At 69.4% G+C, this 24,608-nt stretch carries 25 protein-coding genes and 1 pseudogene; 19 read left to right on the forward strand and 7 right to left on the reverse strand.

Translation table 11 applies throughout. The annotated features are described in order from the left end of the window. Positions 1–20: 20 nt before the first annotated feature. Positions 21–1,382 carry a hypothetical protein gene (locus AB0B91_RS07615; protein WP_358317155.1) on the reverse strand — a complete coding sequence of 454 codons (1,362 nt, stop codon included), beginning with the start codon at positions 1,380–1,382 and terminating at the stop codon, positions 21–23. A 232-nt stretch (positions 1,383–1,614) separates the two neighbouring features. On the opposite strand from AB0B91_RS07615, the gene AB0B91_RS07620 reads away from it, so the two are divergent. Genes AB0B91_RS07620 through AB0B91_RS07635 form a run of 4 tightly spaced genes read left to right on the forward strand, consistent with a single transcriptional unit; the run spans position 1,615 to position 5,193 of the window. Further along, positions 1,615–2,166, forward strand: coding sequence for a MarR family transcriptional regulator (locus tag AB0B91_RS07620; RefSeq protein WP_358033561.1), 552 nt, complete (start codon positions 1,615–1,617; stop codon positions 2,164–2,166). Continuing rightward, positions 2,150–3,088: a tetratricopeptide repeat protein gene (locus AB0B91_RS07625; RefSeq protein ID WP_358317157.1), complete on the forward strand. Its 939-nt coding sequence runs from the start codon at positions 2,150–2,152 to the stop codon at positions 3,086–3,088. The genes AB0B91_RS07620 and AB0B91_RS07625 overlap by 17 nt, the downstream gene beginning before the upstream one ends. Positions 3,089–3,097: 9 nt before the next feature. Beyond that, positions 3,098–3,727, forward strand: coding sequence for a cytidylate kinase-like family protein (locus tag AB0B91_RS07630; RefSeq protein ID WP_358317159.1), 630 nt, complete (start codon positions 3,098–3,100; stop codon positions 3,725–3,727). Positions 3,728–3,783: 56 nt separating this feature from the next. Further along, entirely contained in the window at positions 3,784–5,193 is a 1,410-nt protein-coding gene (locus tag AB0B91_RS07635; protein WP_358317160.1) for an NAD-dependent malic enzyme, read from the forward strand. A 284-nt stretch (positions 5,194–5,477) separates the two neighbouring features. Here the strand turns inward: AB0B91_RS07635 and AB0B91_RS07640 are convergent, their stop codons facing one another. Next, on the reverse strand, positions 5,478–6,857 hold the full coding sequence (locus AB0B91_RS07640; RefSeq protein WP_358317162.1) for an MFS transporter: 1,380 nt from the start codon (positions 6,855–6,857) through the stop codon (positions 5,478–5,480). A 67-nt stretch (positions 6,858–6,924) separates the two neighbouring features. On the opposite strand from AB0B91_RS07640, the gene AB0B91_RS07645 reads away from it, so the two are divergent. Then, positions 6,925–7,536, forward strand: coding sequence for a TetR/AcrR family transcriptional regulator (locus tag AB0B91_RS07645; RefSeq protein WP_358317164.1), 612 nt, complete (start codon positions 6,925–6,927; stop codon positions 7,534–7,536). A gap of 83 nt (positions 7,537–7,619) precedes the next feature. Next, positions 7,620–8,198, forward strand: coding sequence for a YqgE/AlgH family protein (locus AB0B91_RS07650; protein WP_358317166.1), 579 nt, complete (start codon positions 7,620–7,622; stop codon positions 8,196–8,198). Positions 8,199–8,211: 13 nt separating this feature from the next. Here the strand turns inward: AB0B91_RS07650 and AB0B91_RS07655 are convergent, their stop codons facing one another. Continuing rightward, positions 8,212–8,823 (reverse strand): TetR family transcriptional regulator, encoded by a 612-nt coding sequence (locus AB0B91_RS07655; protein ID WP_358317168.1) that lies wholly within the window; start codon positions 8,821–8,823, stop codon positions 8,212–8,214. Positions 8,824–8,980: 157 nt separating this feature from the next. Here AB0B91_RS07655 and AB0B91_RS07660 point away from each other — a divergent pair, with 157 nt between their 5' ends. From AB0B91_RS07660 to AB0B91_RS07695, 8 genes and pseudogenes are all read left to right on the forward strand, one after another. Next, positions 8,981–10,588: an MFS transporter gene (locus AB0B91_RS07660; protein WP_358317170.1), complete on the forward strand. Its 1,608-nt coding sequence runs from the start codon at positions 8,981–8,983 to the stop codon at positions 10,586–10,588. Positions 10,589–10,707: 119 nt separating this feature from the next. Then, a complete protein-coding gene (locus tag AB0B91_RS07665) occupies positions 10,708–10,962 on the forward strand; it encodes a DUF3039 domain-containing protein (protein ID WP_214641663.1) in 255 nt (84 codons plus the stop codon). Between the two features lie 77 nt (positions 10,963–11,039). After that, entirely contained in the window at positions 11,040–12,155 is a 1,116-nt protein-coding gene (locus AB0B91_RS07670; protein WP_358317172.1) for a zinc metalloprotease, read from the forward strand. Between the two features lie 26 nt (positions 12,156–12,181). Further along, the gene (locus AB0B91_RS07675; protein ID WP_358317174.1) at positions 12,182–13,588 is read left to right on the forward strand and encodes an MFS transporter; all 1,407 of its coding nucleotides are present in this window, start codon (positions 12,182–12,184) and stop codon (positions 13,586–13,588) included. Between the two features lie 3 nt (positions 13,589–13,591). Then, positions 13,592–13,663, forward strand: a pseudogene (locus AB0B91_RS07680) (cytochrome c3 family protein); the annotation flags it as partial. Between the two features lie 516 nt (positions 13,664–14,179). After that, positions 14,180–14,935 (forward strand): hypothetical protein, encoded by a 756-nt coding sequence (locus AB0B91_RS07685; RefSeq protein WP_358317176.1) that lies wholly within the window; start codon positions 14,180–14,182, stop codon positions 14,933–14,935. Positions 14,936–15,068: 133 nt separating this feature from the next. Then, entirely contained in the window at positions 15,069–16,817 is a 1,749-nt protein-coding gene (locus AB0B91_RS07690) for a DEAD/DEAH box helicase (protein ID WP_358317178.1), read from the forward strand. 258 nt (positions 16,818–17,075) lie between these two features. Next, on the forward strand, positions 17,076–17,453 hold the full coding sequence (locus AB0B91_RS07695; RefSeq protein WP_358317180.1) for an STAS domain-containing protein: 378 nt from the start codon (positions 17,076–17,078) through the stop codon (positions 17,451–17,453). On the opposite strand, the gene AB0B91_RS07700 is transcribed toward AB0B91_RS07695, so the two are convergent. The 3 genes from AB0B91_RS07700 to AB0B91_RS07710 form a co-directional block, all read right to left on the reverse strand. Next, entirely contained in the window at positions 17,443–17,967 is a 525-nt protein-coding gene (locus tag AB0B91_RS07700; protein WP_358317182.1) for a hypothetical protein, read from the reverse strand. The genes AB0B91_RS07695 and AB0B91_RS07700 overlap by 11 nt on opposite strands. Positions 17,968–18,094: 127 nt before the next feature. After that, positions 18,095–18,664, reverse strand: a complete 570-nt coding sequence (locus tag AB0B91_RS07705; RefSeq protein WP_358317184.1) for a nicotinamidase — start codon at positions 18,662–18,664, stop codon at positions 18,095–18,097. Positions 18,665–18,679: 15 nt separating this feature from the next. Next, on the reverse strand, positions 18,680–19,963 hold the full coding sequence (locus AB0B91_RS07710; RefSeq protein ID WP_358317186.1) for a nicotinate phosphoribosyltransferase: 1,284 nt from the start codon (positions 19,961–19,963) through the stop codon (positions 18,680–18,682). Positions 19,964–20,000: 37 nt separating this feature from the next. Here AB0B91_RS07710 and clpS point away from each other — a divergent pair, with 37 nt between their 5' ends. The 5 genes from clpS (at position 20,001) to AB0B91_RS07735 (ending at position 22,618) form a co-directional block, all read left to right on the forward strand. Continuing rightward, the gene (gene clpS, locus AB0B91_RS07715) at positions 20,001–20,303 is read left to right on the forward strand and encodes an ATP-dependent Clp protease adapter ClpS (protein ID WP_358317188.1); all 303 of its coding nucleotides are present in this window, start codon (positions 20,001–20,003) and stop codon (positions 20,301–20,303) included. Positions 20,304–20,313: 10 nt separating this feature from the next. Beyond that, complete coding sequence (locus tag AB0B91_RS07720; RefSeq protein ID WP_358317190.1) at positions 20,314–20,844, forward strand: DUF2017 domain-containing protein; 531 nt, start codon at positions 20,314–20,316, stop codon at positions 20,842–20,844. A 10-nt stretch (positions 20,845–20,854) separates the two neighbouring features. Further along, entirely contained in the window at positions 20,855–21,256 is a 402-nt protein-coding gene (locus tag AB0B91_RS07725) for a M67 family metallopeptidase (protein ID WP_358317192.1), read from the forward strand. Between the two features lie 140 nt (positions 21,257–21,396). Then, positions 21,397–21,669 (forward strand): MoaD/ThiS family protein, encoded by a 273-nt coding sequence (locus AB0B91_RS07730; protein ID WP_358317194.1) that lies wholly within the window; start codon positions 21,397–21,399, stop codon positions 21,667–21,669. A gap of 1 nt (position 21,670) precedes the next feature. Further along, the gene (locus AB0B91_RS07735; protein WP_358317196.1) at positions 21,671–22,618 is read left to right on the forward strand and encodes a cysteine synthase; all 948 of its coding nucleotides are present in this window, start codon (positions 21,671–21,673) and stop codon (positions 22,616–22,618) included. A 35-nt stretch (positions 22,619–22,653) separates the two neighbouring features. Here AB0B91_RS07735 and AB0B91_RS07740 read toward each other — a convergent pair whose 3' ends face one another. Then, complete coding sequence (locus AB0B91_RS07740) at positions 22,654–24,462, reverse strand: DUF3352 domain-containing protein (protein ID WP_358317511.1); 1,809 nt, start codon at positions 24,460–24,462, stop codon at positions 22,654–22,656. Positions 24,463–24,608: the final 146 nt, after the last annotated feature.

Below are 24,608 nucleotides of genomic sequence, written 5' to 3' on the forward strand. Positions count from 1 at the left end.
GACTACCCGACCGTGGATCATCATTGCCAGCTTTTTGGTGACATCTCCGATCCCCAGTCGGCAGACCGCTCTTCGTCGCTGGGATTCGGATAGACCGGATAGACCTGTGGCGAGCCGGTCGAGGCCGCCACCGGGGCCGCCGCCGCCCCCGCCGGCCCGCCGCCGAAGTGGGTGCTCGACAGCTTGCACGCCTGGAAATCGCTGAAGAACATGCGCAGCCACTCGCGTCGCTGATGCTCGCTCAGCCCGGAGAACCAGGCCGCCGCGTACTGGTGCTCCGGCAGCGGCCCGCCCGGCAGCGGCTCGCCGCGCAGCCAGGCCACCACGATCTCGCGGTAACCGTCGCCGGGCGTGTCGGGGCATTGGGCGGCCAGCGACTCGACGTACTCGTAGACGGCCTCGTCGGCGAAGCCCGCCGACAGGTCGGGCACGTGGATCTGCGCGAGTCCGGTGGACGGCTGCAAGGGTTCTTCCAGCGGCCGCTGTTCGACCCGGGTGAAGGCGGCGGGCGTGCCCGCCAGGCGGGACGCGATCTGGGTGAAGGCCGCGCCGAGCTCGGCCAGGCCCGCGCGCATGCCCGGATGCAGGCAGACCGTGATCGGCCAGTCCTGGCAGCTGTAGGCGATCTCCTGGGCGGCGGCGGGCTTGGTCGCGGCCAGCAGCCGTGCCACCCCCGTGCCCGCCGCGAGCACGGCCAGCAGCGCGCACGCCAGCACCAGGGCCTGCCTGGTGACCACCGCCGCCCAGCCGAGCAGCAGCGCGGCCGTGATGCCCAGCAACCAGAGCGTCTGGTCGAGGAACGCCGCGCCGCCGAGCCCCTGGAACAGGTCATAGGGCTCGCCCGTGCCGGGCGCCAGTTTGTCGGCCCAGCCGTTGCCGCCGGCCAGCCAGGTGAACAGGCCATAGCAGCCCAGCCCGGCCAGCGGCGGTGTGCAGGCCTTGGGCAGCAGCCAGCCCGCGATCCAGCCGATCACCGAGTAGAGCGCCAGCCCGGCCATGCCCACGCCGAGCCCGGCCAGGCTCAGCCGTCCCGACTGCTCGGTGAGCACCGTCTTGACGGCCAGGACCAGCACGGTCGCGCCGAACGAGCCCAGCACCACCACGACGATCGCCAGCGGCGCCTTCAGCGCCCGCCAGGTCGTCAGTGAGCGGCCACGCAGCGCTCTGCGCTTGCGCATCGCCACCCACGCGGCGAAGGCGGCGGCCACGGGCCCGGTCAGCCGGAGCGAACCGATGACCGCGGCCACGATATTTTCCCACGCGTCCACGCCAGGTATCAGGACGCTCCACGCCGCGACCAAGCCGAGAGCAAGGAGCACGGCGACCGTTACGGCCGCGCTCTGCTTCAACTCTTCACGTGAAACGCCCGCGTGCTCACGCACCCGTTTTTCCATTGAAGTTCACCAAGCACCCCCCGTGCCCCGTCGGTGCGGCGGAAGCGAGGCAAGTCCGGGCCGGTCCCCACGGCGAGTGAACTTGGCTTCCGCGTCACCATTCGATGTGAGAACCATAACGGAGCGTGATGATTGGCGTCCGGATTCTTGGTCAAGCCGTGAGTCCGATCGCTCTCCGTAATCATACTAATCAGGACGAGCGGCGCGCTACCGTAGCGCTGTGTCGCAGCCGAAGCCGCTCAATCTGCCCTTCGACCCCATCGACCGCGCCGCGGAGTCGTGGCGCGCTCACTTCGGGGCTTCTTCCGCGATGGCCGCCGTCACCTCGATCATGAGAGCGCACCAGATCCTGCTGTCGCAACTCGACTCGCTGCTCAAGCCGTACGACCTGACCTTCGCCAGGTACGAGGCCCTGGTGCTGCTGACCTTCAGCAGGACCGGAGCCCTTCCGCTGTGGAAGATCGGAGAGCGGCTCATGGTGCACCCGACGAGTGTGACCAACACCATCGACCGGCTGGAGAAGTCGGGTTTCGTCTGCCGGATGCCCAACCCGCAGGACGGCCGCGGGGTGCTCGCCGAGATCACCGACGCGGGGCGCGACGTCGTACGGCGGGCCACGGCCGATCTGATGGCGGCCGACTTCGGCCTCACCATGTACGGCGAGGACGAGCTGCGGCAGCTCTTCGACGGGTTGCGCACGCTGCGGGTGGCGGCGGGTGACTTCTCCACGGCGTCGATGCGGCAAGATGATGAGCATGGCGGACTTCTCTAGGCCCGGGTCGCTCTACGGAGCCATAGACCTGGGCGCGCGTAAGCAGGCACTCGAGGCACAGGCCCGGCGGGAGGCCGGGGGTCCCCAGGCGGCCACGTCGGGCTCGATCGTCGACGTGACCGAGGAGACGTTCACTACCGATGTCATTGACCGCTCGATGAGCGTGCCGGTCGTCCTCGACCTCTGGTCTCCGCGCGCGCCCGGCAGCGCGCAGCTCAGCCCGGTGCTGGAGAAGGTGGTCCGCGAGCTGGGCGGCCGGGCGATCCTGGCCAAGGTCAACGTTGACGCCAGTCCTCAGATCGCGCAGGCGCTGCGGGTGCAGGCGGTGCCGACCGTGCTGGCCATCTTCCAGGGGCAGGCCGTCACCGGCTTCCAGCAGGTGCTGCCCGAGCAGGAGGTGCGCCGCTGGCTCGACGAGCTGATGGGCGCGGTCGAGCAGTTCTACCAGGCCAACCCCGACGCCCGGCCGGCGGAGGCGGGGGAGCAGCAGGACGAGCCCGCAGGGCCGCCCGCCGATCCCGACCTGCTGGCCGCCGAGGAGGCCGTCGACAAGGGCGACCTCGACGCGGCCGAGGCGGCCTACCAGCGGCTGCTGGCCCGCTCGCCCGGCAACGAGGACGCGAAGATGGGGCTGGCGGGTGTCGGCCTGATCAAGCGGACGGCCGACGTCGACCCCGCTGACGTGCAGCGTCGCATGCAGGACCCGGCCGACATCGACGCCCAGTTGCTGGCGGCCGACCTGGAGATGCTGTCGGGCGCGATCGACGAGGCGTTCGACCGGATCATCGGTGTGGTCAAGCGCACCTCGGGCGACGACCGCGACAAGGCCCGGCGCCACCTGCTCGGCCTGTTCGACGCGCTACCCGCAGAAGACCCTTCTTTGGCCAAGGCACGTAGAGCTTTGTCCAGCGCGCTGTTCTAACCTGGACCTATGCGGGTCGTCACGATCTCGGCGACGTATGGCACGGCCGGCAGCCACATCGGCCCGGCCGTGGCCGAGCGCCTGGGCGTGCCCTTCGTCGACCGCGCCATCCCCAGCACCGTCGCCCAGGAGCTGGGCTGCACGCTGGAGGAGGCGCTGGCCCACGACGACCGGGCCGAACACGGCCTCGGCCGGTTGCTCTCCGGCGCGATGCGCCTGCCGACGGTCACCTTCGGCGGCGTCGACATGTACGTCCCCGGTGCGATGCCGATCGCGCAGGAGGAGTTCGTCCGCCGCACCGAACGCCTGCTCAAGGACACGGCGCGCGCTCAGGGCGGGGTCTTCCTGGGCCGGGCGGGGGCCGTCGTGCTCGCCGACCATCCCGGCGCGCTGCACGTCCGGCTCGACGCCCCGCTGAAACGCCGGGTGCGCCAGACCGCCACGCTGGGCGAGATCGGCGAGCGCGAGGCCCGCAAGATCGTGGAGGACAACGACCGCGCGCGCACCGCCTATGTGCGCCACTTCTACCGCGCCGACCCGGCGGATCCCTCCCTATATCACCTGGTCATCGATAGTACGAGTATTCCTGTGTCGACCTGCGTGGATTTGATAGCCATCGCAGCCGAGGCACTCGACTGACCGAACTCCCCCTACCATGGGAGAACTTCTTGGTCAGTCCCGAAGGAGCATTTGACGTGGCGACCGTCCCCAGTGTGTCGTACTCCATCACCGTGCGACTTGAGGTGCCCGCAGGCGGCAAGGCCGTCAGCCAGCTCACCCACGCCGTAGAGTCGGCGGGTGGTGTGGTCACCGCGCTCGACGTCACCAACGCGGGCCATGAGAAGCTGCGCATCGACGTCACCTGCGCGGCCCGGGACACCGACCACGCGCAGGCGATCGTCGACCAGCTCGAATCCGTCGACGGCGTCGTCATCCACAAGGTCTCCGACCGCACCTTCCTCATGCACCTCGGTGGCAAGATCGAGATGGTGTCGAAGGTGCCGTTGCGCAACCGCGACGAGCTGTCCATGGCCTACACCCCCGGTGTGGCGCGCGTGTCGATGGCCATCGCGCGCAACAAGGAGGACGCGCGGCGGCTGACCATCAAGCGCAACACGGTCGCCGTCGTCACCGACGGCTCCGCCGTGCTCGGGCTGGGCAACATCGGCCCGGAGGCGGCGCTGCCGGTCATGGAGGGCAAGGCGGCCCTGTTCAAACGCTTCGCGGGCATCGACGCCTGGCCGATCTGCCTCGACACGCAAGATGTCGACGAGATCGTCCGTACGGTCCAGGTCATCGCGCCGGGCTTCGGCGGCATCAACCTCGAGGACATCGGCGCGCCGCGCTGCTTCGAGGTCGAGCGGCGGCTGCGCGAGCTGCTCGACATCCCGGTCTTCCACGACGACCAGCACGGCACCGCCATCTGCGTGCTGGCCGCGCTCACCAACGCGCTGCGCGTGGTGGGCAAGCCCATCGAGGGCGTCAAGATCGCCATGGCGGGCGCGGGCGCGGCCGGCAACGCGGTGCTGCGCCTGCTGCTGGCGGCGGGCGCGCGCAACGTCGTCGTCTGCGACTACCTCGGCGCCGTGCACAAGGGCCGCGACGACCTCGACGAGTCGCTGCGCTGGATCGCCGACCACACCAACGCCGAAGGCTACGCGGGTGACCTGCGCGGGTCGCTCAAGGGCGCCGACGTGTTCATCGGGGTGTCCGCTCCGGGCATCCTGACCGGCGCGGACATCGCCACGATGGCCGACGACGCGGTGGTGTTCGCCCTCGCCAACCCGGAGCCCGAGGTGTCGCCCGACGACGCTCGCGAGCACGCCGCCGTGGTGGCGACCGGGCGGTCCGACTATCCCAACCAGATCAACAACGTGCTGGCGTTCCCGGGCGTGTTCCGCGGCCTGCTCGACGCCCAGGCGACCGAGGTGAGCCAGCAGATGCTGCTGGCCGCGGCGCACGCGCTCGCCGCCGTGGTGGCTCCGGAGGAGCTCGGCCCCAACTACATCGTGCCGAGCGTGTTCCACCCGGACGTGGCGACCGCCGTCGCCGCCGCCGTCCGCGACTCGGCGGGCGGGCGGGCGAGGGGATTTACTGAGGCGTGATTTTTTAACAGCACAAAACCGATTTTCTTTTACGGCACAGCCGCCCCCACCGCCACCCGCCGACCAGGGCTGAGGGCCTCCAGGAAGACGGCCGCTGACCGGATGGTGGCGGGGCGCCGTTACGGCGTCTTCTGGGCCGGTGGCGACTCTTTCGTGACCGCCGGGACGATGCGGTAGTCAGCGTCTTCGGCTCTCTGTGTTGCCTGCCGGTCGGCCCAGAGAACCCGCCTGTCCGCGGGTGCGGTCCCGGAGGTGGCGTAGCGAGGCCTCGTGCGGCGAGGTGGTCATGAGCGGTCTTCTCTTCTGATCGCGGTGTGGGCGGCGATGGCCAGGACCAGGGCCGCGTTGATCAGTACCGCGGTCGTCACTCCCTGGAGGATCGTGCCCATGGCGGCCGTGACTATCGCGCTCATGACCGGGATGCCCATGGTGATGCCGATCTGCTGCGTCATCGTGGCGAGGCCCGTGGCCAGGCCCTGTTCGGAACTGGGCAGGCCCGAGGTGGCGGTCACCATGAAGGCGACGATCGCCAGCATGTTGCCGACACCGCCGATGAAGGTGGCCACCAGGAGGAGCCAGATCCAGCCCGCCTCCGGGCCGAGGAGGGTCAACCCCGCCGTCGCCGCCGCCTGCACCAGGAAGCCCGCCGCCAGCGTCCGGCGGTTGCCGAGGCGGGACAGCACGCGCGGGGCCGCGATCCCGCCGAGCACCGTGCCGAGGCCGAGCACACCGAAGGCCAGTCCCGTGGCCAGGGCCGAGTAGCCGAGGACCTTCTGCAGGTAGAGCGTCATGAGGAAGACCAGCGACGTCTCCGTGGCGAACGCGACCAGCCCCGCCAGGTTGCCCCACTTCACGGTGGGCCTGGCCAGGATCGTCACCGGTACGAGCGGTGCGGGCGCCTGCCGTTCGACGAACCAGAACGTCACCAGCAGGGCGGCCCCCGCCAGCAGCGCGCCGATCCCGGCCGGGTCGGTGAAGCCGCGCTCGCCGGCGCGGGTGAGCCCGAACACCAGGGCCAGCAGGCCCGCGGTCACCGTCACCGCGCCCGGCAGATCCATCCTGGGCCGGTCCGCGGGGCGGCTCTCGGCGGGCAGGACCGGGGCGGCGGCCAGGACGGCGAGCGCGACCGGAACGTTCACGAAGAACGCCGACCGCCAGCTCAGCAGGTCGGTCAGCAGTCCGCCCAGGATGGCACCGGAGGTGAAACCGGCCGACATCAGCGCCCCGTTCAGCCCCAGCGCGCGCGCCCGCAGCGGCCCCTCGGGGAACGTGGTGGTCAGCAGTGACAGCCCGGCCGGGGTGACAGCGGCCGTGGCCAGCCCCTGGGCCACCCTGGCGACCAGAAGCAGGCCGGGCGACGTCGCCAGTCCGCCGGCCAGTGAGGAGAGCCCGAGCAACGCCATCCCGCCCAGGAACAGCCGGCGCCGCCCGAACAGGTCCGCGATCCGGCCGAACAGCAGCGTGAACCCGGCCGCCGCGAGCGCGAACGCGGTCGCCACCCACTGCAGGTCGGCCAGCTCGAACCCGAGCCCGGCGCCGATCACCGGCAGTGCGACGTTCAGGATGGAGAAGTCGACGGCGAGCATGAACTGGGATCCGAGCAACAGCACCAGGACCAGCCGCTGCCGCCCCGTCATCCGGACGGCTTGCGAGGTCACGGTCATGTCATCCCCTTAATGGGTCTCTTGTTCCGTTAAGATGAGGATGACGGTAGCACGCTAGGGAGAATTAATGGAACAGGATTCCCGTTTGGCTGGAACGGTGCGGCCCGGCGGCCGTACGGCAAGGGTCAGGGCGGCGGTTCTGGAGGCCGCTCAGGACGAGCTGGTGCTCCATGGCTTCCACGGCCTCACCATGGACGCGGTGGCCGCCCGCGCGGGCGTCGGCAAGACCACGGTCTACCGCCGCTGGGCCAGTACGGCGGGCTTGGTGGCCGACCTCATGACGGAGTTGGCCGACCAGTCCGCCGCGCACGCGAACACCGGCACCATCGAGGAGGACCTGCGCGCCAACGCCCTGAGCGTCCTGAACGCCATCACGGACGAACGCCTCGGCCCCACGCTCCAGGCGGTCATCGCGGCCGCCACCTGCGACGACGAGGCGGCGGCCGCCCTGAGCGCCTTCTACGACCGGCGGATCAGGGAGTGGGCCAAGTCGATCGACCTGGCGGTCCGGCGCGGCGAGCTCCCGGGGGGCACCGACGGCCAAGAGGTCATCCGGGCGATCTCGGCCCCGCTGTACTACCGCCTGCTGGTCACGAAGGAGCCGGTGGACAAGGAGGTGGCCGAACGGTCGGTGGCGCGCGCTCTGGTGGCGGCTCGCAATGGCGCGTTCGCAGAGTGACGTCTAGTGCCTATATTACTGCATAAAGTAACAACAGGGTGGTGGGGGAGCGAGATGCGGGGTTGACCCTTCATGATGGAGGTATGGCGGAAGCGATCTACGTCGGCGGTTTACTGGTGGCGACGCCGCTTCTTGACGACCCCAACTTCCGGCGTAGCGTCGTGCTCATCCTCGAACACGACCTCGACGGCGGCACTCTCGGTGTGGTCCTGAATCGGCCGAGCGACATCTCGGTGACGCAGGTGCTGCCGGTGTGGGATCCCCTGGTGACCGGGCCATCGGTGCTGTTCGAGGGCGGTCCTGTGCAGACCGACAGCGCGCTGGCACTGGCGGCGGTGCCGAGCGGTCAGGAGCCGCTGGGCTGGCGCAGGCTGCACGCGGGCACGCCCGCGGTCTCCCGGCTGGGCACGGTCGATCTGGACGCGCCGCCCGAGATCCTTCAGGGCGAGATCGCGCAGATGCGGATCTTCGCCGGATACGCGGGCTGGACATCCGGGCAACTGGAGAGCGAGATCGCCGAAGGGGCCTGGTACGTCGTCGACTCGGAGGCGGGCGACACCTTCCACACCGACCCCGGTTCCCTGTGGCGCAACGTCCTGCGGCGGCAACCAGGCGAACTGGCCTTCGTGGCGACCTGCCCGGACGATCCGACGCTGAACTAGATTCGACGCTGAACTAGACGTCCCAGCCGGGGCGGAAGGCGTTCTGGGCGAGTTCGAGGGTCTCCTCCATGCGCTCCACGAGGATCCGCACATCCGTCACCTCGCGGTGCGGGCATTCGAACCCGACCCGCAGGATCGACATCGCGAACGCGACGATGAGGTGGGTGCGCTGGTCGGTGGTCACGTCGACGTTCCTGCGGGCGGCGATCTCGACGGCCAGGCGGCGCTCGGTCGCCGCGCCCCTGGCGACGGACAGACCCACTAGATGGGGATTTTCCTCCATGAGTCGCCGCAACTTCAGGAATCTTGTCGTGTCCTCGGGTGTTGATCCCTCCATGTCGCGGACGACCCCGCGCAACCCGTGGATCAGCGCCGTGAAGGAGGGCTCGTCGGCGGGGCGGTTCCGGAGGGTCTCCAGCATGATCTCCTCGCCGTGGTCGTGGAACCACAGCACGAGATGGTCCTTGCTGGTGAAGTAGCGGAAGAACGTCCGAGGGGAGATCTCGACCGACCCCGCTATCTGGTCCACCGTGGTCGAGTCGTACCCTTGTTCGAGGAACAGGTCGAGCGCGGCGTCGAGGATCGCCAGGCGCGTCTTCTCCTTCTTGCGTTCCCTTAGACCCACACGCGTCACTCCCTAGAAACTTTCCTGTCATGGTGTGTCATAAGTCATACGCCGTCAAATAAAACCCGTTTGTCATCTGTCAGCGACTGCCATAGATTACCTGAGGCTTAAGTGACTTATGCCCCGGTGTGGGGCGGTACGTACTGAGGGGGATCTCATGGCTAACGCGAGGACGGTCGAGGCGCCGTCGTCGCCCGGCCCCGGGGAGACGGGGTCCGGCGGCAATCCGTGGTTGGTGCTGCTGGCGGTCTGCCTGGGCGTCATCATGGTGATGCTCGACGGCACCGTGGTCGGCATCGCCAATCCGTCCATCCAGCACGACCTGGGCGCATCGCTGTCCGACCTGCAGTGGGTGACCAGTGGTTACCTGTTGGCGCTGGCGGTGTTCCTGATCACGGCGGGCAAGCTGGGGGACCTTTTCGGGCACAAGCGGGTCTTCCTGATCGGTGTCGCCGGGTTCGCGCTGTCCTCGATCGGCATCGGCCTCAGCCAGGAGCTGGCGGACATCATCCCGGGCGTGTCGCCGATCGGCGCGCTGATCGGCCTGCGCGTGCTGCAGGGCCTGTTCGGCGCCCTGCTCCAGCCCGCCGCCCTGGCCCTGCTGCGCGGTGCCTTCCCCGGTGAGAAGCTGAACCAGGCCATGGGCGCCTGGGGCGCCATCATCGGCCTGTCCAGCGCGGCCGGCCCGATCGTGGGCGGTGTCCTGGTCGAGAACGTCAGCTGGCAGTCCGTCTTCTTCATCAACGCGCCGGTGGGGATCATCGCCCTGATCATGGGCATCTTCCTCATCAAGGAGAACCGCGTCCCGTCGCTGGCCAGGATCGACTGGCTCGGCGTGGTGCTGCTGTCGGGCGCGATGTTCTCGCTCGTCTGGACGATCATCAAGGCCCCCGAGTGGGGCTGGGGCGACAGTACGACGCTCAGCTTCATCGCCGGGTTCGTCGTGCTCATCGCCGCCTTCGTCTTCTGGCAGAGCAAGGCCAAGCAGCCGCTGGTCCCGCTGTCACTGTTCAAGAACCGGTCCGTCTCCATCGGCACCGTGCTGATGATGATGGTGGCGTTCGCCATGTTCGGGGCGATGTTCTTCCTGGGCTTCTTCTTCCAGGGCGTGCACGGCCTGTCCCCGCTGGACGCGGGCCTGCGCATGCTGCCGATGAGCGCCGGCATGATCGTGGCCTCGCCGCTGGCCGGCATGCTGATCGGCAAGATCGGCGCGAAGTTCACGATGGCCGCCGGTCTGCTGATCACCGCGAGCTCGATGTTCCTCATGTCGCAGTTGAGCATCGACGCCTCGTTCGTCGAGAGCGCCATCCCGTTCGTGCTGCTGGCGTTCGGCCTCTCGCCGGTCTTCGTCGGCGCCACCGAGATCATCGTGGGCAACGCCCCGATCCAGCTCAGCGGTGTCGCGGGCGGTCTGCAGCAGTCGGCCATGCAGGTCGGCGGCGCGCTCGGCACCGCCATCCTGGGCGCCGTCATGGCCTCCGAGATCTCCAGCAAGCTGCCCGGCTACCTCGGCCCGGCGGCCAAGGCGATCCCGGCGGAGCAGCTGTCCCTGCTGGAGAAGGCCGCCGCCTTCGGCGGGCTCCCGGCCGGCACTCCGCAGCAGCTCCAGCAGCTGGTGGGCGGTGCCGTGCACAACGCGTTCATGGACGGCATGCACCTGGCCTTCCTGGTCAGCACCGGCATCGCGATCCTGACCGCGATTCTGACGCTGTTCGTCCAGGCCGGCCGCAAGAGCGAGGGCGCGCCGGTTCACATCGGCTGACCCTTTTCGCAGTCCGTACGGCCCTCGCCTGGTGGCGGGGGCCGTACGCGTGTCCAAGGGGTGGGCTCGGCCGTCTCGGCCGGGAAGACTCGGTCGGAGGCGGGCATAGACTCGGGGGGGTGAGTACGAAGATCCTCCCTGAGCAGGAGACCACCCCGCGGACATCGCATGGCGACGGCGATCACGAGCGGTTCTCGCACTACGCGGACAAGCACAAGATCACCGAGAGCATGGTCACCGGCACGCCGATCCGGGCCCTGTGTGGCAAGGTCTGGGTGCCCAGCCGCGATCCCAAGAAATATCCGGTGTGCCCCGAGTGCAAGGAGATCTACGAGGGGCTGCCGTCGGGCGGAGACGACGACAAGAACGAGTGAGTGTTGATCACATGTGATCACCTACGGGAGAGCTACCGTCTGCATGCAGACGTACTCATACCGTAACGGGGGATTGCATGGCCCGGCGCGCGACCGCCGTCTCTTTGGCATGCCTGCTCGCGGCCGGGCTCACACCGCCGCTCCGCCCTGCCGCCACGGCCTGGGCCGCGGCCGACTGCCGCGCCGCGCGGCGCGAGGCGGGCCCGCGCACGGCCCGCGACGGCGCGCCAAGTGCGGCGGGTCCGCGCATGGCCCGCGGTGACGCATCGAGTGCGGCTGGTCTACGCACGGCCCACGACGACGTGCCGAGCGCGGCAGGTCTACGCACGGCCTACGACGACGTGTCGAGTGCGGCTGGTCCGCACACGGCTCGTGACGGGGCGTCGGGTACGGGGGCCTCGGGGCTGGGCGATGATCCGCGGTCGCCGGGGCCTCGGGAGCCCAAGCCGCGGGACGTGCAGCAGGTGCTGGCCGAGCTCGACCAGCGGCTCGCCGGGGTGACGGTCCCGGACACGGTCACCGTTCCCACCTGGGTGCACGTGCTGACCGACGGCGTCCGGCGGGCCTCGGACGCGGCTGTCAAGGCGCAGATCGACACGCTCAACGCCGCCTACAGCGGCGCGCTGGGCGGTGCCCCAAGCGGGGTGCGCTTCCGCCTCGACGGCATCTCGGTCAAGGAGAACGCCACGTGGTTCGTCGATCCGATCGCCAATGAGGGCGCCATGAAGACCGCCCTGCGCAAGGGCGGTCCCGAGACCCTCAACCTCTACATCGGCCAGCTGGGCGACCTCGTCCTCGGCTACTCCGCCTACCCGTACTGGTACAACGGCAGCCCCGCCCTCGACGGCGTCGTCATCGACTGGCGCAGCCTGCCCGGCGGCTCGATGGTCAACTACGACCGCGGCTACACCGCCGTACACGAGATCGGCCACTGGCTCGGCCTCTTCCACACCTTCGAGAACGGCTGCGCCAGCCCGGGCGACGGCATCGCCGACACCCCGCCCGAGGCCAAGCCCACGGAAGGCTGTCCCGATGCCAAGGAGACCTGCGCGGAGCAGGGCGGCGATCCCATCCACAACTACATGGACTACGCGCATGACCGGTGCATGTGGGAGTTCACGCCTGATCAGGCGAAGCGCATGCACCAGATGTGGGCCGTCTACCGGGGCCGGGGCCTGCTGGCCGCACCCTGAAATAACGGCACAACTAGGATGTGTGAGTGACAGCACCGAAGGCACTCGACACTCCATACGATCAACCTCGCATCTTCGGTTCGGCCTACCGGGCGGCGACCATCGGCATCCTGCTGGTGATCACACTGATCGCCTTCGAGGGCATGTCGGTGAGCGTGGTGATGCCGATCGTCTCCCGGCAGCTCGACGCGCTCGACCTCTACGGCCTGAGCTTCTCGGCCTTCCTCATCGCCAGCCTGTTCGCGAACGTGGTGTCCGGGCTCTGGTCGGACCGGCGTGGCTACACGATGCCGTTCCTGCTCGGGGTGGTGCTGTTCGTGATCGGGATGGGGTTGGCGGGGGCGGCGGCGACCAAGGTGCTGTTCCTGGCCGCGCGGGCCGTGCAGGGGCTGGGCGCGGGATGCACGATCGTCGCCGTGTACGTGATGATCGCCCGGGTCTATCCGGCGGCCCTGCGGCCCAGGATATTCGCGGGGCTGTCGGCGGCCTGGGTGGTGCCCGCCATGGTCGGTCCGGCGGTGGCCGGGTTCGTGGCGTCCGCATGGGGGTGGCGGTGGGTGTTCTTCGGGATCATCCCGCTCGTGGTGCCGGCCCTGGTGATGTTGGTCCCCGCCTTGAAGAAGCGCGCCGACGGGGCGGCGTCTGACGAGGGCGGGGGGTCGTCGCAGGGCGCGCGGTCCAGGCCGTTCGCGATGACCGTGGCCGCCACCGCCTCCGCCGGTGGGGCGGGCGTGCTGCTGTACGGCGTGGACAAGCTGCACATCTCACCGGTGCCGAGCGCCGTCGCGGTCCTGGCCGGGCTGGCCTGCCTCGGTTACGGCCTGTCCAAGCTGCTGCCGCCGGGCGCGCTGCGCTTCAGGCAGGGCCTGCCGACCACGATCATGATGCGCGGCATGTTCTCGGCCGCCTTCTTCGGCGTGAACTCGTTCATTCCCCTCGCCCTCCAACAGGTCAAGGAGTTCGGCCCCGCGGCGGCGGGCATCGCGCTCACGACCGGCGCCCTCGGCTGGTCCACCGGCTCCTACCTGCAGAGCAGGCGCTCGGTCGAGCCGTATCGGCGGATCCGGCTGGGGGCCGCCTGCGTCATGGCGGGGGTGCTGCTCGGGCTGCTGTCGGTCCTGCCCGGGATCACCGGCTGGGTCGCGGTGCCGGCGTGGATCGTGGCGGGGTTCGGGATGGGCATCGGCATGACCACGGTCAGCATCACCGCGCTCAAGCAGTCGCCGGTCAACGAGCAGGGGGCCAACTCCGCCGCACTCTCGGTGACGGACATGCTGGGGTCGGCGCTGGCGGTGGGCGCGGGGGGTGCGCTGGTCAACGTCATCGGGCACAGCCCGGGGATGATCGCGCGCGGCTTCGTGGTCATCTGCTGTCTGATGTCGGCCGTCGCCCTCGCCGCCACTCTCCTCGCCTCTCGTACTCGCTCCGATTGATCTCCTGTCAGGGGCGATTCCTGTCCCTCCTGTCACAGCGATCACGGAACGCCGGATCCGCGGGAGAAGGAGTGATAGGACAGCGGACAAGGAGGTGTCATGGAGGACGATCGCCGCGTGTGGCCGCCGAGTTCCGGAGCCAGGCACCGCCGGACACCTCCCGACCCTCCCGACCCTCCCGACCCTCCCGACACTCCTGAGCCTCCGGCTGATGGGGCGCCGGGCCGGGTGCGCAGGGGCGGAGATCCGTATCCGCGGGGTGGACGGCGGGACGGGGAGGCACAGGCGCGGCCGTCCGGGACGGCGCGGCGCGAGCCGGCGGCCGTCGATGACGGCCCCGGCCAAGTGCGGCGAGAGGCCCTGACCCGGCGGGATCCCCTGGCCCGCCGAGATCCCGTGACCGGGCGCGACTCCGTGAGCGGACGAGATCCGGTAACCGGGCGAGACTCCGTGACTGGGCGAGACTCCGTGAGCGGGCGAGATCCCGTGAGTGGACGAGATCCCGTGAGTGGACGAGATCCGGTGACCGGGCGGGACTCCGGGAGTGGGCCAGATCCCGTAGCCGGGCTCGGGCGGGTGCGGCGTGGGTCTGTGGGTGGTGATGACAGGCTCTCGTGGCATGGGAGGAGCGGCCCGGAGGGGGATGAGCGGGACGAGCCGGAGGATCTGTGGAATCCACGGCCGCGGCGCACCACCGAGCGGGGGCTTGAGCGGGATGACGGCGATCCGCAGGTGCCGTGGGAGTCGCTGCCCCCGTCCGCCCGTCACTACGGGGCGCCCGCCGATCCAGGCCTGTCGAGGCGGGTATCGGTGCGGCGGTGGGGACGGCCCGCCGAGGCGGTGATCGCGCTGCTCCTGTCCGCCGGGCTGGTCGCGGCGCTGGTCATGGTCGTGCTGCGGCTCGCCGTCCCGAAGCCCGCGACGGCGCGGTTGAGCGACTCGCTGGCGGGAGTGACGATCACGCTGCCGGCCGGGTGGCAGGAGGGCGCGGTGCCGCCTGTGACCGGATTCACCTCGGTCGCCAGAAGCGACGGCGCGCTCGTCATGGCCAGGCCGATCCCCGATCCGGTGGCCGATGTGACGAAGGCCACCAAGGACGCGGCGGAGCTGTACTCCACGCTGCTGCTCAAAGGCGACAAGGTCGACGTCGTCGAGGACAAAGACCTCCCCCAGGGGCACACGCGTGCGCTACGAGCGCAATACCAGGATGTGGTGAACAGACCCGCCTACCTACGTGTCACACTCCTCAACCGGGGCGGCAAGGCAGTACTGCTGGTCGGGCTGCTCCAACCCGAAGAAACAACCCGAAAGCAGGCACTCGACGCGGTGATGTCGAGTGTGCGATAAGCCCCGTACGCCCCTTAGCACGCGAGGATGAGCTTGGCCAGGATCCACGGTGCACGGCACGTCTTGTCGGTGGGCCCGATTACTCTTGGGTCACTGTGAGACAGCGAAGCACACGAACCCCAGAGGTGATGCGGTGAGCACCTTCGCCGCATCCCACCTTTCGCCTTCCTATCCCGACCGCGCCGCGTGGGGCACCGCGCCCAAGCTGCGCGCCTGGCAGCAGGAGGCGTTCGACCTGTATTTCAGGCGCGAGCCGCGTGACTTCCTCACCGTGGCGACGCCGGGCGCGGGCAAGACGACCTATGCCCTGCGCATCGCCAGCGAGCTGCTCGCCAACGGGGTGATCCGGGCGATCACCATCGTCACCCCCACCGAGCACCTCAAGCGCCAGTGGGCCGACGCCGCGAGCAAGGTCGGCATCAGCATCGACCCCGAGTTCAAGAACAGCCAGGGCGCCACCTCCAGCGACTATGTCGGCGTGGCCGTGACGTACGCGGCGGTCGCCATGCACCCCGCCCTCCACAGGGCGCGCACCGAGGCCCGCAAGACACTCATCATCTTCGACGAGATCCACCACGCGGGCGACGCCAAGTCGTGGGGCGACGGCATCCGCGAGGCGTTCGAGCCCGCCGTCCGCAGGCTCCAGCTGACCGGCACGCCGTTCAGGTCCGACGACAACCCGATCCCGTTCGTCGGCTACGAGGAGGACGCCGAGGGGCTCAAGCGCAGCGTCTCCGACTTCTCCTACGGCTACGGCCCGGCCCTCGACGACGGGGTCGTCCGGCCGGTCATCTTCCTGGCCTACTCCGGCGAGATGAAGTGGCGCACCCGCGCGGGCGACGAGCTCGCCGCCACGCTGGGCACGCCGCTCACCAAGGACCAGCTCTCCCAGGCCTGGCGCGCCGCGCTCGATCCCAAGGGCGACTGGATCCGCCAGGTCATGGAGGCCGCCGACCGGCGGCTGACGGAGGTGCGCCGCGGCGTCCCCGACGCCGGCGGCCTGGTCATCGCGACCGACCACGAGACGGCCCGCGCCTACGCCCGCCACCTGCGCAACATCTCCGGCGAGGGCGCCACCGTCGTGCTCTCCGACGACCCGGGCGCCTCCAAGAAGATCAAGCAGTTCGCCGCGTCCGGTGACCGCTGGCTGGTGGCGGTCCGGATGGTGTCCGAAGGCGTCGACATCCCGCGGTTGTGCGTGGGCGTCTACGCCACCTCGACCTCCACCCCGCTGTTCTTCGCCCAGGCGGTCGGCCGCTTCGTGCGGGCCCGCAAGCGCGGCGAGATGGCCTCGGTGTTCCTGCCCTCGGTGCCGACCCTCATGGGCCTGGCCAACGAGATGGAGGTGGAGCGCGACCACGTGCTCAACCGCCGTCCGCCGGAGGACGGGCTGGACGACAGCCTGCTGGAGCAGGCCAACAGGAAGAAGGACAATCCGGACGTCCTAGGTGACGAGCTGCCGTTCGAGATGATGGAGACGTCGGCGACGTTCGACCGGGTGCTCTACGACGGCGGCGAGTTCGGCACCGGCGCGGAGGTCGGCTCGGCGGAGGAGGAGGACTTCCTCGGACTGCCCGGCCTGCTGGAGCCCGACCAGGTGGCCACGCTGCTGCGCAAGCGGCAGTCGGACCAGCAGGCGGCCAAGGCGAAGAAGCCCGAGACCGGCCAGCCCGCGCCGGCGGCGCACGAGCAGATCGCCGAGCTCCGGCGAGAGCTCAACGGCCTCGTGGGCGCCTGGAACCACCGCACCGGCCAGCCCCACGGCGTCATCCACTCGGACCTGCGCCGGGCCTGCGGCGGGCCGCCCATCGCCCAGGCCACCGCGGTCCAGATCCAGGAGCGGATCGACAAGATCCGCCAGTGGGCCACCCAGCGACGTTAGCGAAGCCGCCCGGTTCCATCGCCGGGCGGCCGACTGAAATCTTGGCGTTCGGGTGGCCGTTGAGCCCGAGAAGTGTCACGGTTAGGACACGGCAGCGAAGAGCCTGCTCACGGCCACGCCGGACGCCGATCCAGAGATCGTCATGCTCTGGCCCCCTCTACGCGTTTGGTCACACCGCCGTGTCCTATCGTTAGACAACCAGCGGAACCGGCAACACCAGACGATGGCTGCCTTGGGAAATACAGAAGGACTTCACCCATGTCATCTGGGGCCACGGGAAAATCGACGTTCGTCGTCACCTCCGGCCTCTCGGGAAACGCCATCATCACCCGGCTGAGCGGCGATCTCGACGCCTCTGCGGTGCCGGCCTTCCGGGAGCACATGGCGCGCATCTGGGCACTACCGGTGAAACCCTTCCTGATCATGGATCTGCGGGAGATCACCTTCTGCGACTCCCTGGGGATGAACGAGCTCGTCGAGGTCCTGCAGCGGTGCGAGGCCAGGGAGACACGGCTGCTGCTGGGCGGGGTCCAGGGGGTCATGGGGCGGGTGCTGTTCATCACGGGGCTGCGGCACGCGTTCGAGGTCTACGCCGACCTGGACGACGCGCTGCGACAGGGTTCGGTCATCTCGTAGAAGTCGTCGGCCGGGGGATGGGGTGCCCGGTGCGGCCGTCGACCGGACGCAGGCGCGCGGAGGCGGGCGGGTCGAGCGGCACCCGCAGCGAGGCGGCGCCTTGAGCGACGTGTACGGACACCGTACGCATCCCTTCGCGTTCCTCGCGGGGCGGCCCTTCGTGGACCCAGACGCGCAGCCTGCGGCCCTCGGGCCGGAGCGTGACCTGCGCCGTCGCGCACTCGTCGGGCGCGGCGGCCCAGGACAGCGTGAGATCGTCGCGTGGGCCGCTCAGCCGTGCCGTCTCGGGCACCGGCGTGCGCTCCGCGCAGCCCATCGGGAGCACGCTGGGCGGCACGTCATGGGCGACGACCGCGGCCTCCCGCTCCTCGGTGGTCATCGCCACCGTGGCCGCCTCCAGCAGCACCAGCGTCAGCACGGCCCCGGCCCTGGCCGGATTACGCCCGCGGACGAGCACCCAGAGGCTGAGCGGGGCGAGCAGCAGCCAGGCCAGGCCGAGCGAGAAGGTGAGCATGGGGAACCTCACACATGAGGACGACGTAGCATCGCTCTCCGTGGTGGCACGCATTCGGAGAGCATTCGCCCTCTTGGATATCACATGACCGCAGCGTCGCGCACCGCGTACTCTTCGTGGCCGACGGTCAGGCCACGGACGGCGTGCCCTGCAGGACGGCGCCAGCTGCGCGCAACTCCGACAGCGCGACGTCCGTGGTCTGCCGCGCCACCCCCGCCGTGAGGTCGAGCAGCACGCGTACGGCCAGGCCGTGCGCGACCGCGTCGAGCGCCGTGGCGCGCACGCAGTGGTCCGTGGCGATCCCCACCACGTCCACCTCGCTCACCCCGCGCTCGGCCAGCCAGTCGGCCAGCGACACCTCGTCGCCGGAGGCGCCCTCGAACCCGCTGTAGGCGGCGGCGTGCGCGCCCTTGGAGAAGACCTCCTCGACCGCCGAGACGTCGAAGGCCGGGTGGAAGTCCGCGCCCGGCGTGCCCGCGACGCAGTGCGCCGGCCAGGTCGTCACGTAGTCGGGGGCCTCGGAGAAGTGGCCGCCCGGGCTGATGTGGTAGTCGCGGGTGGCCACCACGTGGTCGTAGCCGTGGTCGGCCACGTAACGGGTGATCGCGGCGGCCACCTCGGATCCGCCCGCCACGGGCAGGCTGCCGCCCTCACAGAAGTCGTTCTGCACATCGACGATGATCAGCGCGCTCCCCATAGGAAGCACCATACGTCAGGCGAACTCCGTGGCGATCGCCGCGTACCCCCGGCCCAGGTGCAGCGCCTCCTGGGGGAGGCCCGCGATGGTCCTGGCGTGCCGCTCGCGGGCCGCGGCCAACGGCTCCCTGCCGATGACCTCGCCGTCGCGCACGAGGTGGTGCAGCAGCGGTACGCCGCCCTCCGGCGCCGGCCCCGACGTGGTGATCAGCTCGGTCTCGGCGTGCCCGGTCTCGTCGAACAGGCGGTAGGGCTCCTTGCGGCCGCCACGCGACGGCTTGCCGACCGACCGCTTGGCCACCGGCTCCATGACGCCCGCCGCGGTCTCGCGCGCCACCAGCTTGTAGACCAGCGCGGCCGTGGGCACGCCCGAGCCCGTCACCAGCGAGGTGCCCACGCCGTAGCCGTCGACGGGGGCCGCGGCCAGCGCGGCGATGGCGTACTCGTCCAGGTCGGAGGTGACCACGATGCGGGTGTTGAACGCGCCGAGCGCGTCGAGCTGCTCGCGTACCTCCTGCGCGGCCGCCGCCAGGTCGCCGGAGTCGATCCGCACCGCGCCCAGCTTGGCGCCCGCCAGCTCGACCGCGGTGCGGACGGCCTCGGGCACCTCGTAGGTGTCGATCAGCAGCGTGGTCTCCGGGCCGAGCGCGGCGATCTGGGCTTCGAACGCGTCCCGCTCGGTGTCGTGCAGCAGCGTGAACGCGTGCGCCGCCGTACCGGCCGTCGGAACGCCGTAGACCTTCCCCGCCATCAGGTTGGAGGTGGAGGCGAAGCCGGCGATGTAGGCGGCGCGGGCGGCCGCGATGGCGGCCCACTCGTGCGTGCGGCGCGAGCCCATCTCGATGATCGGGCGGTTGCCCGCCGCGTTCGTCATCCGGGAGGCGGCCGAGGCGATGGCGCAGTCATGATTGAGGATGGAAAGGGTCAACGTCTCGAGGAGTACGGCCTCGGCGAACGTGCCTTCCACCACCATGATCGGGGAGGCGGGGAAGTAGACGTCTCCTTCGCGGTAGCCGTACACGTCGCCGGAGAAACGGTAGTCGGCGAGGAAGGCGAGGGTCGGTTCGTCGACCACCTCTTTCTCCCGCAGATAGGTCAGCTCCTCATCACGGAAACGGAAGTCTTCCAGCTCGTCCAGGACACGTCCCGTCCCGGCGACAACCCCGTATCGCCGTCCGCCAGGCAGATGCCGGGCGAACACCTCGAAAACCGCCCGCCGATGGGCGGCGCCGCTCCGCAGCGCCGCCTGGAGCATTGTCAGTTCATAGTGATCTGTGAGCAACGCAGTGCTCATGGTCATTGCCACGACTCGAAGACTACGGCCGGGGTAGGGCAGGATGGGGGATGTGGGTAGCACTGCTCCAACGACCGTCGAGCGTCCGTCAACGGACGTCCGGCCCGATCTGCCATGGGTGACGATCGTCTGGAACGACCCGGTCAACCTCATGTCCTACGTGACGTACGTTTTCCAGACGGTCTTCGGCTACTCCAAGGAGAAGGCCGAGAGACTCATGATGGACGTGCACAAGAAAGGCAAGGCCGTCGTGTCCAGCGGCACCAGGGAGGAGATGGAGCGCGACGTGCAGATTCTCCACTCCTACGGCCTGTGGGCGACGGTCCAGCCGGATTCGGTGAAGTGAGGCGGCACACGTGAACTCGGGGTTCTCGACGCGGGACGGCGGCGGCGTCATCGCGAAGTTCGAGGCGGCGGAGGTGTCGATCCTGCGCTCGCTGGTCGCCCAGGTGCTCGGTTTGGTGGCGCCAGGCGAGACCGGGGACGACCCGCTGGAGCGGGCGCTCGGCATCGGCATCGGGGCCGGGCTGGCGCCGTCGGATCCGGTGCTCGCGCGCCTGTTCCCCTCGGCCTACGAGGACGCGGAGGAGGCGGCGGAGTTCCGGCGCTACACCGAGGCGACGCTGCGCGACGGCAAGCGCGCCGACGCGCAGACCATGCTCGACAGCGCCAGACCGGGACGTAGCGAGCTCACGCCCGAGCAGGCCCAGGCGTGGCTGCGCGCGCTCAACGACGTACGGCTGGCCCTCGGCACCAAGCTCGAGGTGACCGAGGAGATCCACGACGAGATCGCCACCATGTCCGAGGACGACCCTCGATACCCGGCCTATGTCACCTACGACTGGCTGACCTACCTGCAGGACACCCTGGTCCGGGCCCTCTGGTAATTTCCGGGACATGCTGACGATCGCGCAGGAACTGGTTGATCAGATCGTTGCCCATGCGCGGGCCGACCACCCGGACGAGGCATGTGGCGTGATCGCGGGCCGGGACGGCGTTCCCGAGCGGTTCGTCCCGATGGAGAACGCCGAACGCTCGCCCACGTTCTACCGCTTCGACTCGATGGAGCAGCTGCGCGTCTGGCGCGACATGGACGACCGCGACGAGGTGCCCGTCGTGATCTACCACTCCCACACGGCGACCGAGGCCTACCCCTCGCGCACCGACGTGACCTACGCCTCCGAGCCGGACGCCCACTACGTCCTGGTCTCCACCAGGGACGAGCACGAGACGGAGTTCCGCTCCTACCGCATCCTCGACGGAGTGATAACAGAGGAAGAGGTAAGATTTCTCCCATGATGGTCAGGCCGGTGCAGAGCTACCTCTTCGCGCATACCCCGGCTGTCGTCGTCTACGACTGTCGCTGATCAGGAATCCGTGTTCAGCCGTCGGCGTTGCTGCCGATGGGACGACGACCTGACCCGAGGAGACTGACCGCGATGGCTATCGAGGTTCGCATTCCGACCATCCTCCGTACCTACACCGGCGGCGCCAAAGCCGTCGACGCCGAGGGCGCCACCCTCGACGAGCTGATCAGCAACCTGGAGTCCCTGCATCCCGGGCTCAAGGCCCGCCTGATCGACCAGGGCAACCTGCGTCGCTTCGTCAACGTGTACCTGAACGACGAGGACGTGCGCTTCCTCGGCGGCCTCGGCACGCCGGTGTCCGACGGTGACACGGTGACCGTGCTGCCCGCCGTCGCCGGCGGGTGACATGCGTTTCGAATCGCTGATCGACTCGGTCGGCCGCACGCCCCTCGTCGGCCTTCCCCGGCTCTCGCCGTCGGCCGACGTACGGCTCTGGGCCAAGCTCGAGGACCGCAACCCGACCGGGTCGATCAAGGACCGGCCCGCGCTGTGGATGGTCGAGCAGGCCGAGAAGGACGGGCTGCTCACGCCCGGCTGCACGATCCTGGAGCCCACCAGCGGCAACACTGGCATCTCGCTGGCGATGTCGGCCAAGCTCAAGGGCTACAAGCTGATCTGCGTGATGCCGGAGAACACCTCCGAGGAGCGCCGCCAGCTGCTGCGCATGTGGGGCGCGGAGATCATCTCGTCGGCCGCGGCGGGCGGCTCCAACGAGGCCGTACGGGTGGCCAAGGGGCTCGCGGCCGAACATCCGGACTGGGTGATGCTCTACCAGTACGGCAACCCGGCCAACTGGCGCTCCCACTATGAGTCGACGGGGCCGGAGATCCTTGAGGACCTGCCCGGCGTGACCCACTTCGTCGCCGGGCTTGGCACGACGGGGACGCTCATGGGGGTGGGACGGTTCCTGCGTGAGCGCGTGCCCGGCGTGCGGATCGTGGCCGCCGAGCCGCGTTACGGCGAGCTGGTCTACGGGCTGCGCAACGTGGACGAGGGGTTCATCCCGGAGCTCTACGACGAGTCCGTGCTGACCACGCGGTTCTCGGTGGGGTCGGCCGACGCGCTGCGCCGTACGCGGGAGCTGCTCGCCGCGGAGGGGATCTTCGCCGGCGTGTCCACAGGGGCGGCGTTGCACGCGGCCCTGGGCGTGGCCGCCAAGGCGGTGAAGGCGGGGGAGAGCGCCGACGTCGTCTTCGTCGTCGCCGACGGCGGCTGGAAATACCTGTCCACGGGGGCCTACGAAGGCACCCTGGACGAAGCCGAGCACCGCCTCGAAGGCCAGCTCTGGGCGTGAAAGTGGCCGCCCCCTGAGGGGCGGCCACCCTTGCTTCAGTTGAACAGCACCCGCAGCGAGAAGCTGGCCTCCGTGGCCGTCTGCTTGCCGCTCAGGCCGACCGCCCGCAGGACCTGGGCGTTGGCCTTGTCGTCGCCCTCCATGTTCGGCAGGTAGTACTTCTCGACCTTGTCCAGATCCACGAACAGGGCGTAGGTGGCCTCGTCGGCATCCGGAACGGCGTCCTTGAAGGTCTGGCTCTCACCCAGCGTGCCGTCGGCGGCCAACGCCTTGGCGTACTCGTCGGTGGTGGCGACGGTGAACGTGCCGTCACCCGCGACCTTGGCGAGCTGGGGAGTGGGCTGGCCACTGGACGACATGGCCTTCTGGATCTTGTCGTACACGGCCTGCGCCTTGGCCGGGTCGGTCGTGATGCGGACGCCGGCCTTGATCTTGTCGCTGTCCAGGCCCTGGGCGTCGACCGCGAGGGTCAGGTTCTTGCCGAGGACCGTGGCCAGATCGTCGGGCAGCTGCAGGCCGTAGGTCTGCTTGGCCTGGTCGACGAACTGCTTGAACTGGGCCCCCGCGGGCGTCGCCGCGATGGACTGCTCGATCTCGGCCCACTTCTTGGTGATGATCTGGTCGAGGCCCGAGTAGGACAACGCGCCCGCGGTGGAGGCGGGCAGCGCGGACAGCTTGGCGGGCTCCAGGTCGCCCTCGACCATGCCCTCGGCGCCGCGGACGACACCGGCCAGCTCGGCGTAGGCGCTGTCGAAGCGGAGCGCGCCGGCGAACCTGGCGTTCTTGACCTGTTCGAGCGCCTTGGCCTCCTCGCTCGACTTGTCGGTCACCGCCAGCTCGCCGACCTTGCCGAGGTGCGCCCAGTACGACAGCACGCCCTGCTCGCCGACCGCGTTCACGTCGTCGTTGAAGTCGGCGTTGTCGGCGAGGCTGGTGGTGTCGGCGGCGTACTTGTCGGCCAGCGTCTGTGTGGAGGTCACCAGCGCGTAGTCGTCACGGAAGGACAGGCCGAACTTCTCCTTGCCCATCAGCTTGGTGATGCCGGCCTTGGCCTGCGCCTCGTCCTTGACCTGGACGGCCACGGCGAAGTCCGGCTCTTTGCCGCCCGACGGGATGACGGCCAGGCCGATCCTGCTGCCCAGCCAGGGATCGACGTCCTTGGCGAAGTCGACCTTGGACAGACCGGCGTCCTGGGTCAGGTCGAACACCGCCTTGCGCGGGTCCTCACCCCTGAAGGTGTCCTTGGTGACGGTGAACTTCCTGGCGATCTGGAACAGCGCGAGCTTCTGGTTGGCCGCCGGGTCCAGGTCGAGCCGTACATAGGCGATCGAGCTGGCGGGCAGCACCTCGTGCGGCTGCGTGCCACCGCCGCCGATCGCGCCGACCGCCCAGACCGCGCCGCCACCGAGCAGGACGACGGCCAGCGCCGAGGCGATGGCGATGATCCAACCCTTGCGGCTCTTCTTGGCGGGCTCGGCGGGGCCGAAGCCCTCGGGGCCCTGCTGCTGCCAACCGGTCTGCGCGTACGGGTCCTGCTGGCCGTACTGGGGCTGCTGCCCATATTGGGGCTGCTGGCCGTAGGACGGCGGTTGCTGGCCGTACTGGGGCTGTTGTTGCTGACCATAAGACTGCTGCCCGTACTGGGGCTGCTGGCCATAGGACGCCTGCTGCCCGTAGGGAGCCTGCTGACCTGAGGGGGCCTGCTGGCCGTACTGGGGCTGCTGGTAGGACTGCTGCGGTGGATACGGCTGGCCCGGCGGATTCCCGGGCTGCTGCTCCTGGTTCCAGCGGTACGCCGTGGTCCGGTTAGGATCTTGGCCACTCGGGGGATTATTAGCAGACATCACTCAACTCACAATGTGGACTTTTGACCACAAAGAAAGTAGCTGATGTTGCTAGACGGTCGCTTGCAATGTACTTAGACGCCTGAGAGTTCCTGCTTTGAGGTGCTGATGTAGGGTTACTAGAATATAGTTCCGTACCTGAGGCA

Source organism: Nonomuraea sp. NPDC049141, assembly GCF_040648415.1.
GTDB lineage: Bacteria > Actinomycetota > Actinomycetes > Streptosporangiales > Streptosporangiaceae > Nonomuraea.